The 16,033-nt window shown below is 44.7% G+C and carries 10 protein-coding genes; 4 read left to right on the forward strand and 6 right to left on the reverse strand.

Annotated features, from left to right (window positions below; genetic code table 11):
* Positions 1 to 252 precede the first annotated feature (252 nt).
* A complete protein-coding gene (locus ABFW99_RS03425) occupies positions 253 to 1,824 on the forward strand; it encodes an amidase (RefSeq protein WP_349354540.1) in 1,572 nt (523 codons plus the stop codon).
* A gap of 12 nt (positions 1,825 to 1,836) precedes the next feature.
* On the opposite strand, the gene ABFW99_RS03430 is transcribed toward ABFW99_RS03425, so the two are convergent.
* The 3 genes from ABFW99_RS03430 to ABFW99_RS03440 form a co-directional block, all read right to left on the reverse strand.
* Complete coding sequence (locus ABFW99_RS03430) at positions 1,837 to 3,384, reverse strand: glycoside hydrolase family 10 protein (RefSeq protein ID WP_440707425.1); 1,548 nt, start codon at positions 3,382 to 3,384, stop codon at positions 1,837 to 1,839.
* A 152-nt stretch (positions 3,385 to 3,536) separates the two neighbouring features.
* Positions 3,537 to 5,918, reverse strand: coding sequence for an ABC transporter permease (locus ABFW99_RS03435; RefSeq protein ID WP_349354542.1), 2,382 nt, complete (start codon positions 5,916 to 5,918; stop codon positions 3,537 to 3,539).
* Positions 5,919 to 6,019: 101 nt separating this feature from the next.
* Positions 6,020 to 6,709, reverse strand: a complete 690-nt coding sequence (locus ABFW99_RS03440) for an ABC transporter ATP-binding protein (protein ID WP_255134649.1) — start codon at positions 6,707 to 6,709, stop codon at positions 6,020 to 6,022.
* A gap of 128 nt (positions 6,710 to 6,837) precedes the next feature.
* Here ABFW99_RS03440 and ABFW99_RS03445 point away from each other — a divergent pair, with 128 nt between their 5' ends.
* Positions 6,838 to 7,197 carry a four helix bundle protein gene (locus ABFW99_RS03445; RefSeq protein ID WP_349354543.1) on the forward strand — a complete coding sequence of 120 codons (360 nt, stop codon included), beginning with the start codon at positions 6,838 to 6,840 and terminating at the stop codon, positions 7,195 to 7,197.
* 17 nt (positions 7,198 to 7,214) lie between these two features.
* On the opposite strand, the gene ABFW99_RS03450 is transcribed toward ABFW99_RS03445, so the two are convergent.
* The gene (locus tag ABFW99_RS03450; RefSeq protein WP_349354544.1) at positions 7,215 to 8,465 is read right to left on the reverse strand and encodes an efflux RND transporter periplasmic adaptor subunit; all 1,251 of its coding nucleotides are present in this window, start codon (positions 8,463 to 8,465) and stop codon (positions 7,215 to 7,217) included.
* A gap of 331 nt (positions 8,466 to 8,796) precedes the next feature.
* On the opposite strand from ABFW99_RS03450, the gene ABFW99_RS03455 reads away from it, so the two are divergent.
* Together ABFW99_RS03455 and ABFW99_RS03460 are read left to right on the forward strand one after the other, a co-directional pair.
* The gene (locus ABFW99_RS03455) at positions 8,797 to 10,170 is read left to right on the forward strand and encodes a sigma-54-dependent transcriptional regulator (RefSeq protein WP_349354545.1); all 1,374 of its coding nucleotides are present in this window, start codon (positions 8,797 to 8,799) and stop codon (positions 10,168 to 10,170) included.
* A 151-nt stretch (positions 10,171 to 10,321) separates the two neighbouring features.
* Entirely contained in the window at positions 10,322 to 11,686 is a 1,365-nt protein-coding gene (locus tag ABFW99_RS03460) for a sensor histidine kinase (protein ID WP_349354546.1), read from the forward strand.
* Positions 11,687 to 11,878: 192 nt separating this feature from the next.
* On the opposite strand, the gene ABFW99_RS03465 is transcribed toward ABFW99_RS03460, so the two are convergent.
* Both ABFW99_RS03465 and ABFW99_RS03470 read right to left on the reverse strand, forming a co-directional pair.
* The gene (locus tag ABFW99_RS03465; protein WP_349354547.1) at positions 11,879 to 12,583 is read right to left on the reverse strand and encodes a DNA alkylation repair protein; all 705 of its coding nucleotides are present in this window, start codon (positions 12,581 to 12,583) and stop codon (positions 11,879 to 11,881) included.
* Positions 12,584 to 12,684: 101 nt separating this feature from the next.
* A complete protein-coding gene (locus ABFW99_RS03470) occupies positions 12,685 to 15,957 on the reverse strand; it encodes an amidohydrolase family protein (RefSeq protein ID WP_349354548.1) in 3,273 nt (1,090 codons plus the stop codon).
* Between the last annotated feature and the right edge of the window lie 76 nt (positions 15,958 to 16,033).

Below are 16,033 nucleotides of genomic sequence, written 5' to 3' on the forward strand. Positions count from 1 at the left end.
AAAAATCGGATCTCGTTACATGCGGATGGAGATTTTGTTCAAATAATTATGCTCATTCAGGGAAGTTATGACTCACTTAAGGTTGAAAAGTGAGTTGAAGGATCTTAAAAAAATCGATCAGAGCACCGGCGATGTCTGTGTGGGGTGTGGTAGATGTTTGAATTGTAAAATTATATACCAGAAGAAATTATTTGAATGTAGAAATTCAATTCTTGAGTAATTTCTATTTCACAACTCAAGCCGTGGATAACTTTGAAAACAGCATTATTTTTTTGGGCTATAACTTTAGTTACTACAGTTTCAGTATCCTGTCAGCCCCTTTCCTTAAAAAAGGAGGATGCTAAAAATTCATCATCATTCTCTAAAGAATTCGACGTTGTTGAAGCTACAATCGATAAAGTTCATCAGGCTTACACAGAAAATACTCTTTCAGCCGAAAGGTTAGTTGAAATATATCTGGAACGCATTCGAAAATACGACCAGCCGTCCGGACTCAATGCTATCACCTCAATTAACCAAATGGCTCTTCAGGAGGCTCGTAATTTGGATGAAGAGTTCAGGAAAACCGGAGTACTGCGGCCGTTACATGGTATTCCTGTTATTGTGAAAGAGAATATTAGTACAACAGGACTTCAAACTACTGCCGGGTCGCTTGCCATGCAGGGTTTTATGCCTAAAGAGGACGCTTTTATTATAAAAAAATTGAAGGATGCTGGAGCCATCATTCTGGCAAAATCGAACATGGCAGAATGGGGAATTAACGCTAATGTTACTATAAGTTCGGTAGCCGGTGAAACCCTTAATCCATATAACCTTGCATATACTACAGCCGGTTCAAGCGGGGGAACTGCGGCAGCAATAGCTGCTAATTTTGGTATTATCGGTATTGGAACAGATACAGGCGGGTCTATTCGGGGTCCGGCCTCTCATAATGCCATTGTTGGAGTTCGGCCTTCGATGGGACTCACAAGCAGAAAGGGAATAATCCCCCTGAATTTAAGGAATGACGTACCCGGCCCTATGACCAGAACAGCAGAAGATGCAGCCCGGGTACTCGAAGTAATAAATGGATACGACCCGGAAGACCCACTAACTGAATATGGAAGAGAAAAGTTGCCGGGCAGCTATACTGAGTTGTTACAAAAAGATGTGTTAAAAGGTGTTCGAATTGGTGTTTTTAGGAAACTTAGTAATTATGCCAGCCCGGAGATAGACGCTTTATTTCAACAAGCTATTTATGAATTAGAGAAACAGGGAGCTATTATTGTTGAATCTTTTGAAGTGCCCGGCTTCGATTCACTCCGTCATAATCAATGGTGTGCGGTATTCCAGGACGATCTGAATGAGTTCTTGAGCAGTTTGGGTGACGAAGCTCCGGTTAATAGCTTACAGGAGGTTATAGCCTCGGGTAAATACTCTAAATACATTGAGAATGACTTGATTAATTATCAAAAATATATGTGGGTACAAGGGGAGACGGTTTGTGGCGGACCTTTTTCAGATACTAAAAGGATTGAGTTCAGGAATGCCATTCAACAAGCTATGAACCTTCAGCGGGTAGATGCATTAATCTACCCATCCTGGAATCGAGCGCCAATTAAAGCGGGAACGCTATATGCTATTACGGGAGATAATAACCATGTCATTGCTCCGCATACGGGGCAACCGGCAGTGACAATACCTATGGGATTTCTGCCTGAAAACCTGCCGGCAGGGATACAGTTTTTAGGTCGTATTTTTGAAGATCATAAAATACTGAGTTATGCATATGCCTTTGAGAGAGCAACCCGCCACCGGAAAAAGCCTAAAACTTTTTCGAAGTAAAAGAGCTTTCGGTTAATCAATATGCTCAAAGCTTTGAATGAAGGCTGAACTCTCAAAACCCAGCCGGTCGACATAGGTGATTTGAAGTTCTTTCAGCAGAGACGCTCTGCCTTCCCGAAGGGCTGAATTAGCAGGGGCATTGTTCACCTTGTAATAAGGGATCGCAGCATGCTGTCGGGTTCCGGGGATGATGATGGTTTCCCATGTTTTATCATATCGGGCATAGACGATCCATTTTGATACCCGGTTTAACTCTTCCTCCAATGTAAAAGAAAGGTGTCCTTTCTCCGTGGTAAAAGTAATATCAGGTGCTTTTAGCGGACGATGGTTTATCCAGTTCATGGACGGAATTAGGGCAGGCTGTTTGTAGGGGCCGTTAAGCAGGGCTTTGCGGAGTGTGTCGTTTTCCACCAAGCCGGTCATACTCCAGTGGATGGTTCCCGGTGCCTCCGGCAGCATGCCACGGGTTATCATAATTTGATTAATCACCTCGTCCGCCTGTTGTTCGCCCCGGTAGCGAGAAATACTCATGCCGGGCCAAACATGGCGACCTGTAAAGTTCTGTTCTTCCCACCATCCCAATAATACAGGAAAGCTTTGTGGAATCTGATTGACGGGCCAATAAAGCTGAGGGGAGAAATAATCTATCCAGCCCTTTCTCAGCCATTTTTTGGCATCGGCGTAAAGCACCTCATACTGATCCATCCCTGCAATGGAAGGCGGGCTTCCCGGGCGCCAAACACCAAACGGACTGAGTCCAAATTTTACGTAGGGCTTCTCTTTTTTTATGGAGCGATATAGGCGTTGTATGAAAGTATCCACGGCTTTTCTTCTCCAGTCGCTTCGGGAGAGCTTTCCCCCGGAACGTACATAAGCTTCCCAGCTTTCATCATCCGGAAAATCTTCCCCAAAATTATAGGAGGGATAGGGGTAGAAATAATCATCGAAGTGAACACCGTCGATGTCGTATCGCTTCACGATGTCCATAACCACGGAGTGGGCATGATCCTGGGTTTCCTGCAGGCTGGGATCAAACCACCAATATCCGCTTTTTAATCCAACTACCAGCTCTTCTTTTGTGTTCACGACGGAGTGCTCCGAAACCGGGCCACCTCTCACATGATGTGCACGGTAAGGATTCAGCCAAACGTGAAGCTCCAGTCCTCTTTTATGAGCTTCTTTAATCCAGAAACTCAGAGGATCGTAATAGGGGTTGGGTGGCACGCCTTGCTGGCCGGTCAGGTAATACGACCAGGGTTCCAGCTCGCTTTCATAGAGCGCATCAGACTGAGGGCGAACCTGAAAAATAACAGCATTGAAATTTGTGGCCTGTAAAAGGTCGAGCAGTTTTATAGCCTCTTCTTTCTGCTGCTCCACAGGTATGCCCGGCTCACTGGGCCAGTTGATGTTGGCAACCGTTGCAACCCATGCGGCCCTGAATTCACGCTGAATTTCAGGATGGGAATCAGCCGGTTTTTTCGGGGAAAGTTTGAGGTACTGACAACCGGAAAGCATCAAAAGTAAACACAAATAAAGACAGCACGAGATTTTCTTCGGCATAAAAACAAAATATGGAACTCTTTCAGGGGCAGATCGAAGGTAGCAACAATTGCGGAAGAAGGAAATGGAAGGAGGGGCAAGGTGTTAGGTATTAGGTTTTAGTGTTTTCCTGATGGGCACACTAAAACCTAACACCTTGCACCTAAAACCTGTTACTCACTTCTCAAACTATCCACGGGATTAGCCACGGCGGCTTTGATGGATTGCCAGCTTACCGTCAAAATCGCAATAATCATGGCAATCAGCCCTACGGTTATAAAAACAGCAACATTCATATCAACACGATAAGCAAAGTTGGTGAGCCACTGATCCATTACGTACCAGGCGATGGGCGTTCCCACCACAAAACCGATGGCTACTAATTTCAGGAAGTCGGTTGAGAGTAAGGTCACAATTTTTGATACTGAGGCTCCCAATACTTTACGAATTCCGATTTCTTTCGCCCGGCGCTCAATCATAAAGGATGAAAGCCCCACCAAGCCAAGGCAGGCAATGAAAATCGCCAGACCTGAAAATGCCAGCAATAGGTTTCGGGTTTGCAACTCAGACTGGTATAGGGCATTCAGCTGCTGATCTAAGAACTCAAACTCAAATGGGCGGTGTGGGGCAACATCCTGCCACATGTTTTCAAGGGCAGCTATGGTTCCCTGTATGTTCGCAGGTTCCACTTTCACTAACAGGTAGTTATACATTTGCTCATGAATGAACAAGGCCAGAGGCTCCACGTTTTCCCGCAGAGACTGGTAGTTAAAGTCGGCCATTACGCCAACCACCTCACCTTCTCTTCCTCCCAGTACATTGAAAGGTTTGCCAACTGCTTCCTGGGGTGTCCAACCGTGAGCCTTTGCTAATTGTTCGTTTATGAGATATACATACCCTTGATCTCTTGTATAGGAAGGGTTGTTCGGAAATGAGCTGCCGGCGATGATTTCGATATCTAATGTTTGAACTAAGTCTGTGTCTGCTGCTCCTGCGGCTGTTCCTATGGGCTCCATTGTTGTATTGTGAACCGAGCCATATCCCCCAAACACTTTTCCGGGGATATTAGACATATAGGTTGCTCCTTTAATCCCCGGCTGACGGAGAACTTCACCTTTCAGGAGATCCTGCTTTTGGGCGAGTTCATTATCACGGGCGGGGAGTACGATCACTTCTTCATCGTCAAAACCGAGATCAGCAGATAGAATGAAATTTGTTTGTTGATAGATGATGACGGTACATAGAATGAGGAAAGTGGATATGGCGAATTGCGAGATCACCAGCCCTTTTCGAAGAGTGCCATCAGAACCTGTAGAGCCAAGAAGTCCCTTCAGTACACGCACCGGCTGGTATGAAGAAAGCAGAAAGGCCGGGTAGCTTCCTGCAAGGGCAGCGGTAACGATGGTTACTCCACCCAAAAGCAGCCAGGCAGATGTATCCGTAAATAAGTTGAAGCTGATATCTTTTCCAAGCAGTTCGAAAAAGGGTTCCTTGAAGAACTCTACCAAAATGAGTGCAAGCACAACCGATATCACTGTAATTAAAATCGATTCCCCATAAAACTGTTTAACCAGTTGCGATTTTACTGCTCCCAATGCTTTCCGGATACCTACTTCGGCTCCTCGTCTGGAAGAACGGGCGGTGGATAAATTCACGTAATTTATGGTGGCAATCAGAAGGACCATCAGTGCCAGAAAAATAAAGCCGATTACATTCTGCATGCTTCCCATCGGGGCAATTTCAAACTCAAAGTCAGAGTTCAGGTACAGCTCGGTTACTGGAGTGAATATGAGTCGGTCTACCCGGTCTTGTACCTGGTTGTCTCTGATAAAAGCATTGGCTGTCTGGGATAATGACTCAATGGAAGAACTGTTATTCAACAGAAGGTAAGAGAAAAAGTTTGCCGCCCTGATCTGGGAATCATCTAATTGGGACCAACCACTCATGGTATGAAGCGACCCAAGGTAACTGAACGAAAAGTGAGAATTGGCGGGTACGTCCTCAATCACACCGGTTACCTCGAAATCATAATTGGTATTAAAAATTCGGGTATTAACGGTTTCACCGAGAACATCCGTAGAGCCAAATAACTTAAGCGCTGTAGATTTAGGGAGCACCAAAGATTTCGGATTTATTAGAGCCGTTTGGGGGTTGCCGGCAATAAAATCGAAGCTGAAAATGCTGAAGAAACTGGAGTCAGCGTACAAGAAGTTGTCTTCCTGGAATTTATTCTCACCGGCAGTAATAATGGCCGGACTATAGCGGGTGGGTTCGTAAAGCCGCACCCAACGCTCAACATCCGGTGAAATCTGACCCAAAGAGGGTGCTACCATAGATGGTGTTACAGCGATCTTATCATCACCGCTTTCCATGCTAATGCGAACAATTCGGTCTGACTTTTCATGGAACCGGTCAAAGCTGAGTTCATGCCGTACAAAGATCAGGATCAACAGGCAGCAAGCAACGCCAATCGCCAACCCCGATATATTGATGAAGGAATAGCCTTTATGCTTCGATATATTTCTAAAGGCAATTTTAATATAATTCTTCAGCATAGTTCTCCTTTATTATTGATGTGGGCAAGCCATATGAACCCCAGCTTTCAGTTTAATCCGGTAGGCTAAACTGAAAACTGACAGCTGTAGGCTGAAAACTACTACACATGAAACCCTTCCTGCATATTCTCAGTAACCACGTGGCCATCGAACAAGTGAATGACACGACGAGCGTAGTCAGCATCATGCGGGGAGTGAGTTACCATTACAATAGTGGTGCCGGCTTCGTTAAGTTCGGCCAACAGCTTCATCACTTCATCTCCGTGATCCGAATCCAGGTTACCGGTAGGCTCATCGGCGAGGATTAACTTGGCGTTGGCAACTACAGCACGGGCAATGGCCACACGTTGTTGCTGTCCACCGGAGAGCTGTTGAGGGAAGTGATTGCGGCGGTGCATCATGCCCATACGGTCGAGTGCTGTTTCTACTTTCTCCTTGCGTTCAGCGGAGTCAACACCAAGATAGAGAAGCGGCAGTTCCACATTTTCGAAAACGGTAAGTTCATCAATCAGGTTAAAACTCTGGAAGATGAATCCAATATTCCCTTTTCTTAGCTGGGCTCTTTCTCTTTCGGAATGAGTTGAGATCTCATGTCCTAAAAAGTGATACTCGCCATCGGATGGATTATCCAGTAGTCCCATAATATTCAGCAGGGTAGATTTCCCACAGCCTGAAGGCCCCATTATGGCTACAAATTCGCCCTCTTTGATTTCGAGGTTCACGTTGCTCAACGCAGTCGTTTCCACTTCTTCCGTGGTATATACTTTCTTAAGGTTTTTTGTTTGAATCATGGTTGTAAGGGTTTGAACGTGTTCACGTGTTAAAGTTTTTTGTAAGGAATCGGTTTCTGGGAGCTCTTACTGTAAAAGCTTTCAGCCTACAGCAGTCAGCTATCAGGAATTTAATACATGGTTTATTTATGAGAGATTTTAAAACACTATCTGTTTGGCAAAAAAGTCACATATTGGCTTTATCTATCTATAATTCAACGGCTGCTTTTCCGAAAGAGGAATTATATGGTTTGATAAGTCAAATGAGGAGGTCGGCATCTTCAATTCCCACTAACTTAGCTGAGGGTTGTGGAAGAACTACTCAATCACAGCTCACTCACTTCATTAATATTGCTTTGGGCTCAGCATCAGAACTTCAGTATCAATTGATGCTTGCCAAAGATCTTGGATTTGTTTCCGACCATATTTTCAAAGAACAATCAAACAAAGTAACAGAGATCAAAAGAATGCTTACTTCATTTCACCAAAAAGTTAGTACTGATAGCTGAAGCCTGAAAGCTGACAGCTATTGAAGGACTAAAACTTCATTATCCCCAAACGTATCATAGCTGGAGGTAATTACCTTTTCTCCGGGCGATATTCCACTTAGCACCTCAAAATATTCAGGATTCTGCCGGCCGAGCCTGATATCTCTTCGGTAGGCCTTCCCTTCATTTTCATTTACAACAAAAACCCAGTTACCACCGGTAGTTTGATAAAATCCACCTCTTGGTATCTGAACTGCACTTGCTGATTCCCCAAGTTCGAGGCGTATTCTAACTGTCTGCCCCCGACGGAGACCTTCCGGCGCTTTATTCACAAACTCCATATCCACTTCAAACTGACCGTTATTAATAACCGGGTAAATTTTTGTGATCATCAGTTCGTGCGACTGTCCGTCAAAAGGGAAAGAACCACGTAGTCCCTGTGTAATTCTAGAAAGGTGATACTCATCAATGGCTACCCGAACCTTGTACCCATCCATGATATCAACCTGACCGATGCGCTCCCCGGAAGAGATAGACTGACCCTGGTTTAATTCAATGGTACTCAGTTGCCCTGAAATGGGAGCTGTAACCGAGAGGTTGTCCAGAATTTTCTGCACGGCTTCCAGGTTTTGGTACATTCTTTCTTCGGAATTATTCAGCTGCCTCAGCTGCGTAATTGTTTGGATGGAATCCTTTTTATATGATTCGTAGGTTAATTCGTAGCGTCGTTTTTGGTACTCGTAGTTCTCCTTTGTGGTCTGGAATTCTTGTTCAGAAATTAAATCCCGTTCAACCAGCTTCTTCTGACGGTCATACTGTGATTTTAAAATTTCCATTTGAGACTTCGCACTGGCCAGCTGGTCCTGAAGCTGCAGTGTATTCTGTTCTAATGCCAACCGAGAATTCCGGGTATTATTAATTTGATCATAAAGCCCCGAAGTTTGTTGCATCACCTGAAGCTGCAGGCTCGAATTGGTAAGGGTCAGGATGGTATCACCTTCTTCAACCATGGTGCCGGATTCAAGAAAAACTTCCTGCACAACCCCGCCTTCAATGGCATCAAGGTAGATGGTTTGAATGGGCTGAACCGCTCCTGTTACCTGTATAAACTCCTGAAAGGTGTCTTCCTGTACGGTTGCGATGGTCAATTTTTCTCTTTCCACATTTAATGTAGATCGCACATCCATAAACCAAAATGCATATACGCTTAAGCTTGCAAATGCGAGAACGCCTGCAATCATAAGGAAGCGTTTTAGCGTCCAGGTTTTCTTTTCAATTTTTCGATCCATTCCCATTCGTAAATGTCCTGCTGGTTTTTCGTAGTTAATTTTTGAAGTATATAATCAAGATGTGTGCCAAATTAAATGAATGTATGCTAAAAGGGAATTAAGGATGATTCTTTCTGAATTAATGTTCACATTCCAACATCAGATGTTCGATATCGTACACTTTGATTGCGGGATTACGAGGATTAGACTATCTCAAAGAGTAAATGTTACAAGTGGTATGGTATTGGCTTACAAGTGTTGAAGTGCATATGTGTTAAAGTGTTTTTTATGGTTCCTGAACACATAGATACTTTAACACTTCAACACATTGATACGTAAACACATAAATTAAATGAAAAAAACCGGTCGAATACTTGTTGTTGATGATGATACCGATGTGCTGAATGCGGCACGTTTGTACTTAAAGCAGCATGTTGAGAAAGTGGACGTGGAAAGCAATCCGAAGCTGATTTCCAACCTGATGAAAGAATATGATTACGATGCCATCCTTTTGGATATGAATTTCCATGAGGACGTTAGTAGCGGGGAAGAGGGGTTCTACTGGCTGGAGAAAATCCTGGAAATAGACCCGGCCATGGCGGTTGTGTTGATAACAGCTTACGGAGATGTTGAAAAAGCGGTTCAGGCCGTGAAAACCGGCGCATCGGATTTTGTACTAAAACCCTGGCAAAACGAAAAGCTGTTGGCTACCGTAACCTCGGCTATGAATCTGAGTCAGTCAAAAAGAGATTCTCAAAAACTCCGTACACAAAATGCGGCTCTTAAGGCAGATATGGAACAGCCGTATCAGAATATCATTGGGAAAAGCCGGGCTATGGAGCAGGTTTTTCAAACCATTGAAAAAGTGGCTAAAACCGATGCCAATGTTTTGATTACCGGCGAGAACGGAACCGGAAAAGAACTGGTGGCACGGGCACTTCACCGCCGTTCAAATCGAAGTGAGAATGCCTTTATAACCGTCGACATGGGAGCCCTGCCCGAAAGCCTGTTTGAAAGTGAATTGTTTGGACATGAGAAAGGAGCTTTTACCGATGCCAAGGAATCACGGGCCGGCCGATTTGAGATAGCTCATGGAGGAACGCTTTTTTTGGATGAAGTCGGAAATATTCCTCTTCAGCTTCAGCCTAAACTTTTATCCGCTTTGCAAACGCATGAGATCCGAAGAATCGGCTCCAACAAAACCACCAAGATTGATATTCGTCTGATTTGTGCAACCAATGAAAGTTTGGGTAAGATGGTGGAAAAGCAGGTATTTCGTCAAGACCTGCTTTACCGGATCAATACCATTGAGATTAAGTTGCCACCGCTTCGTGAACGAACAGAAGACATCCCTTTGTTGGCGGAGCATTTTTTGAAGCAATACCGAACCAAGTACAAAAAAGAAATCAAAGGCATTACAGATCAGGCCCTAAATCATCTGAAAGAATATCACTGGCCGGGTAATATTCGGGAGTTGGAGCATGGGGTGGAGCGTGCCGTTATTATGACGGATGAAGAACAATTACAGAAAGGAGATTTTCTGCTGACTTCCGTTTCAGGTAATGATCATAAACTGCCGGTTTCCGGATTAAATCTGGAAGAAGTTGAAAAGACGGTGATCCGTAAGGCAATGGATAAGCACAGTGGTAATATATCGCACGCTGCCGAAGAGTTGGGCCTGACACGGGCATCTTTATACCGAAGATTGGAAAAATATGGATTGTAGGTTTAGAATTCATTTGACCAAACAAGCAGTCATTCCTGCGCAGGCAGGAATCTTGTTGGTTAAATCAGACTACGAGCTATTTCAAACAAAAAGATCTCGGGCATTCGCCGCGAGATGACAATAACTAAACTGAAAGCTGACACTAAATAAAATGATTAAAAGCTTCCGATTTGGAATCATACTGCGCATTTTGATGCTGTCCGCAACCTTGCTGCTGGTGTGTTATTTAGTGCTCGAAACGCAGTATTACGTGAGCATGGTGATATTAGGAGCTATCATCGTTGGGCAAATAATTGCACTTATAAAATATCTGGAGCGAACAAATATTCTGCTTACCCGTTTTCTGGAAGCTATTCGGTATTCGGATTTCACGGGAGCATTCAGAAATCACGGTTTGGGCAGTAATTTTGACGATTTGAATGCAGCCTTCAGCGAAGTCATCGACAAGTTCAAAGAAGAGCGCAGTAAAAAAGAAGAAAGCATTCGTTACCTGGAAACGGTGGTTCAGCATATCGGTATTGGGCTGATTTGTTTTAACGGAAAGGGGGAAGTTGTTTTACTGAATACGGCCGCCAAAAGGCTATTTAAAGTGGCAACGCTGCGAACGCTGGATTCCCTGAAGAACATTTCTGAGTCATTATATGAAACGGTAAAAAAACAGAAGGGCGGGAATCGAGGCCTGATTCGGGTGACCATCCAAAACGAAACGCTACAGCTGGCCATGTATGCAACTGAGTTCAGGATGAGAGACGAGGCATATAAATTAGTTTCTTTCCAGAATATTCACACAGAGCTGGAGGAAAAGGAAATGGAAGCCTGGCAAAATTTAACCCAGGTTTTAGCTCATGAAATCATGAACTCCATTACTCCTATTTCATCGCTTTCAGGGACGGTAAAAATGTTACTGGAAGAGAACATGGTTTCGAATGAGGAGAATGTTGAGCTTAATCAGGAAACCATTGAAGATGTAACCGATGCATTGAATACGATCAGCAACCGAAGCCAGGGCTTAATGCGTTTTGTAAACTCCTATCGTGATTTTACCCAGATTCCGGAACCAAGTTATGAGCTGTTCAAAGTTAAAGAAGCACTTGGCAGAACAGCCAGCCTCATGAAAACCGAAGCTGCCAAAGAAGGAATTGAGATTAAGGTTGAGGTAGATCCGGAAAGTCTCGAGCTTACTGCAGACCCACACCTGGTTGATCAGATTCTCATCAACCTTGTAAAGAATGCAACTCGTGTATTAGCGGATCAGGAGGGCGGGGAGATCTTGATGAAAGGAGGTATTGAGGAATCCGGTAAGGTGATAATCCAAATTCAGGATAATGGCCCTGGTGTCAAGAAAGCCATGAAGGAGAAGATATTCATTCCGTTTTATACTGTAGGCAGTAACGGGAAAAGCAAAGGATCAGGTATTGGGTTAAGCCTTTCCCGACAGATTATGAGACTTCATGGCGGCAGCCTGATTTTGAATTCCGAAACCGGAAAAGGCTCAACCTTTACCTTGAGGTTTTAACCTTAGAAATAATTCTTCCAAAGTTGTAAAGGGACTATAATTAATATTTAATCCGGTATAACTTTGGAAGAGTTATTTTTATCTAAAGCTCATCCATATATTTCACCATAACCTTTCCAAAGTTATATCGAACTCGAAATTATATACTATCTCGTGGTAACTTTGGAAAGGTTACTTATTTATTAAAGCTCCTTAAACCTGACCATGCAGGTATTTTAACCGAAGTGGCTCGTCAAATTTCTCGATGGCATACCTCAGCATAGTTCTGGGCATGTTTTGATAGTATTTTTTCAGGAATTCTTCTTCGGTTTCAAGGTCACGATTTCCAATTTCCCGAAGCATCCATCCAACGGCTTTTTGGATAAGGTCGTGTTCGTCCTGCACTAATATTTCAGCGATAGCAAGTGCATCCTCAAAGTCATTTTGACGGATAAAGTGATAACAGGTAATCATGGCAATGCGCTTTTTCCAAAGGTCATCAGACCGGGCGAAATCATATACTAAACTCCGGTCTTTATCTTCCAAAAAGGGTCCAAGTATTTTGTGGCATGAACTGTCGATGATGTCCCAATTATTGAAGCCGGCGAGATTATTCAGGTACACCTTCGTCATTTGTTCGAGTTCTTCCTCACCGCCTTTTTCAACCTTATAAACCATCAGAAGGGCTGCGGTAAGGCGGACTTCATGTATTTTATGATGAAGCAATTTCTCAATTTCAGAATTTGGAAGCTCCCGGTACTTTTTTGCAACTTTACGCTGATCAGGGACTTTGATACCCCAAAACTCATCGCCTTCTCCGTATTCTCCCGCCCCTGATTTAAAAAACCGGGTTGAATGCTTAGCCTTATCAGGGTTGGCATATTTTTTCAGTTCGTTAATGACGTCTTGATGGTTCATGTCCGGTAAATAAAAAGGCTCCGACGCAGAGCGTCAGAGCCAGTAGTTGTTGCATTAATGCATATAAACCTCGTGCCGATCATACAGCGTCAGCACTATATTTAGTGATTCCCAAAACAGGTACACTGCAACCCGGCTGCTTCAAGAGTGATGGCATGCCAGTCGAATTCATCACTGTAGCCATCGCGCTCCCACCAGAATGGAAGTCGCTCTTCGGGTTGATTGCCAACCTCATTCATGGTAGCGGCATCAAATAACCGGCCATTTACCATGGTGTAAGAAACCGAATTCGTATTACGGATATCTTCCAACGGATTTTCATCCAGAACAATCAGGTCGGCTAGTTTCCCGACTTTAAGGGAACCGATTTCGTGATCCATTCCCAGGTAGTGAGCTCCGTTTAATGTAGCAACTCTGAGGGCTTCCATGTTGGTCATTCCGCCCTGCTCAAACATCCAGAGTTCCCAATGAGCACCGAGGCCCTGAAGCTGACCATGGGCACCGAGGTTTACCTTCACACCGGCATCAGCAAGCAGCTTGTCAGATTCGGCCGTCAGGATGTGGCCGTTTTCATATTCTTCGTCAGGTATCATGGTTCGGTGACGAGAGCGCGGGTCAATTACACCACGCGGAGTGAAGGTCAAAAGCTTCTCATTTTCCCAAACATTATTTTTCTGATAGAAATAATATTCACCGCTTTTACTACCATAATTCACTACATGGGTGGGTGTATATCCGGTTTCGCTGGCTGCCCAAAGCTGTATGACATCATTATAAAGTGGAGCTACCGGGATGTTGTGTTCAATTCCGGTGTGCCCATCCAGGATCATACTCATGTTATGGGTGAAGGTAGATCCCCCTTCCGGCATTACCATCATTTCCAGTTCCTGAGCAGCTTTTATGACTTGCTGGCGCTGATTTCTGCGTGGCTGATTGTAGCTCTTCACGGAAAAGGCTCCCCAGGCTTTGGTTCTCTCCAGCGCAAAGAGAGCATCTTCATAGCTGTTGATTTCCGTCTTGATGGATCCGTCAGCACCGTATAAAATTACCCCGGTCGAATATACGCGTGGCCCAACCATATGACCGGCTTTAACAGCTTCGGAATGAGAAAAAATCATCTCAGAATTTGAAGAGGGGTCATGAATGGTTGTAACCCCGTAAGCCAGGTTGGCGAAGTATTCCCATTGTTGTTGCGGACTTACTCCCAGCCTGAAATTTCCGGCGTGGGCATGAACATCTACAATGCCGGGCATGATGGTTTTGCCGGTAGCATCAATTACTTTTGCGGAAGAGGGAATTTGAATATCGGTTCCCATGGCGGCAATTCGGTTTCCTTCCACCAGGATAGATGCGTTCTCAAGAACCGTATCTCCCTGCATGGTGATTATCCGTGCATTGGTGAAGGCAATGGAGCCTTCTGGTACATAAGTATCAAGATCGAGCTCCAGTTTTTTACCGGTACCTGGTGGCTCAGGAAGTGAGTCAGGCGCACCTTCCACAAAAGAAAACGTCTCTTTCAAATCCACGGTGAAGTATTCCTCACCAAGAGTCCAGTGCAGTTTGTCACTTTCTGCCGACCAATGCATGTGATACCCGGCTTCTGAAGACACCTGCTTTACAGGAACTGACTTTGTATTCGGCTCCAGCTCGATGGTTTTTCCGGTTTTGGGAATGGGAGCTATGTAAACTTTATGCAGGTTCGAAAAGGCCATCCATTCTCCATCCGGACTTGGAACAAACTCGTGCCCGTAGCTGGAAGTGAAGTGCGTTTGCTCGTCTTCGCCCCGCAAATTAACGCTTTTGTACGATTTGTTAATGGCGCCAAAGATGTATCCGCCGGTTTGGTAATAAATGCGGTCACCGTTGGCGTTGAACCGGGGCTTGGCACCCTCATCGGTGATCATGGTTTCAGAACCTCCCCGAGCAGGAATGGTATAGATTCCCGGGTTCAAAGTATGCACAAAACCTTGCTGTCCGTTTCCGCTTTCTTTGCGAAATACAATGGTGTTTCCGTTTGGTGAAAATCGGGGTTCACGATAAATGCCCTTTTCAGAAGTTACTTTTCTTGGGGTAGAAGCTCGCTGACCTGTATTCAATTGAACCACATTCACTGCCCCCATATTCTCATCACTCCAGGAAACATAAGTGATGGACTTTCCATCGGGAGAAAAGGAGGGCTCAAACTCAAAATCTGTGGAATTGGTTAATCGGCGGGGCGTTCCATCGGGGAGCAACTTTGTCCAAAGGTAGCCGGCTGCACTCCAAACGAGGGTGCGTCCATCCGGAGATGTAACCAGCTGCCGAACGGCTTTCACTCTGAATTGATCAGGGGCTACATCTTGTTTAACTCTTACGGCGTCCACGATATTATGCGAAGATTCAACCTCGAAAGGTATAATCTCTGACTCACCGGTCCGGGTATCAACTTTGTTAATTTTACCGTTCGCCCAAATAATGATATGTCGGTTATCAGGCAGCCAGTTAAAGTTGGCATAAGGGCCAAAAATAGCCCAGGCTTCCTGCATATCCTTACTGAGGTTGTCATACACCGGGTATTCTCTTCCGGTACCTAAATCTCTCAAATACAGCACAGATTTGGTTCTCACACGGCGAACAAATGCGAGCTTTTCCCCATCCGGTGAGATTTGTGGCCTGATGGCGCCCCCATTTCCTCCGGTAACGGTTTCAATCTCGCCTTCTTCCCGGTCATAGCGCTTGATGGCATAAATCTGGCTGTTCGGGTCTTTGTTGTACTGAAAAAAGCCTCCGGGATAAACATCCTGGCTATAGTACACATAGCGGCCATCGGGGGAGACCCATGGCTCGCCGATATCCTGCTGAGCATTGGCTTTTTCAACCAACTGTATTCCACTGCCACCTGATTTGTGATACATCCAGATTTCACCTGCACCTAAAGAACGGGTAGAGGAAAAGTGTTTCTTAGCAATGATGTATTCACCATCAGGAGTCCAAACTGCGTTATTCAGTAAGCGAAAGCTTTCGTTAGTCACCTGTCGTGCATTTTTCCCATCCAGATCCATCACCCAAATATTATCGCCACCACCGGCGTCGCTGGTAAAAGAGATATGCATGCCATCGGGACTGAACCGAGGTTGTATTTCGTAAGCGTGGCCACCTCTCAGCAGAGTGGCATCTCCGCCATTCACCGACATAATGTAAATATCACCCAACAGGTCGAATACAATTTCTTGTCCATCCGGACTTACATCCAGGTTCATCCAAGTCCCTTCATCGGTGGTGAATGAAACATGTGTGGAATCACCGAGTGGGGGATTGGTCACATCCCATTTATCCTGGGCAACGGTTAGGAGGGATGAGGAGAGAAAAAACAGTAAGGTGAATAGAAGTCTCATAAGAGGGCGATTGGTTGAGTTTTGACGAGTATAGCAATAATGAAGTCAAAAATGGAATCAAAAAATGAAAACCAGT

The sequence above is a fragment of the Gracilimonas sp. BCB1 genome, assembly GCF_040117685.2.
In the GTDB taxonomy this organism is placed as follows: domain Bacteria; phylum Bacteroidota; class Rhodothermia; order Balneolales; family Balneolaceae; genus Gracilimonas.

Bases quoted from the DNA above. Each gene is read 5' to 3' on its own strand.
- ABFW99_RS03430 (WP_440707425.1), bottom strand. From the start codon at position 3,384: ATGCCGAAGAAAATCTCGTGCTGTCTTTATTTGTGTTTACTTTTGATG.
- ABFW99_RS03435 (WP_349354542.1), bottom strand. From the start codon at position 5,918: ATGCTGAAGAATTATATTAAAATTGCCTTTAGAAATATATCGAAGCAT.
- ABFW99_RS03440 (WP_255134649.1), bottom strand. From the start codon at position 6,709: ATGATTCAAACAAAAAACCTTAAGAAAGTATATACCACGGAAGAAGTG.
- ABFW99_RS03445 (WP_349354543.1), top strand. From the start codon at position 6,838: ATGAGAGATTTTAAAACACTATCTGTTTGGCAAAAAAGTCACATATTG.
- ABFW99_RS03450 (WP_349354544.1), bottom strand. From the start codon at position 8,465: ATGGATCGAAAAATTGAAAAGAAAACCTGGACGCTAAAACGCTTCCTT.
- ABFW99_RS03455 (WP_349354545.1), top strand. From the start codon at position 8,797: ATGAAAAAAACCGGTCGAATACTTGTTGTTGATGATGATACCGATGTG.
- ABFW99_RS03460 (WP_349354546.1), top strand. From the start codon at position 10,322: ATGATTAAAAGCTTCCGATTTGGAATCATACTGCGCATTTTGATGCTG.
- ABFW99_RS03465 (WP_349354547.1), bottom strand. From the start codon at position 12,583: ATGAACCATCAAGACGTCATTAACGAACTGAAAAAATATGCCAACCCT.
- ABFW99_RS03470 (WP_349354548.1), bottom strand. From the start codon at position 15,957: ATGAGACTTCTATTCACCTTACTGTTTTTTCTCTCCTCATCCCTCCTA.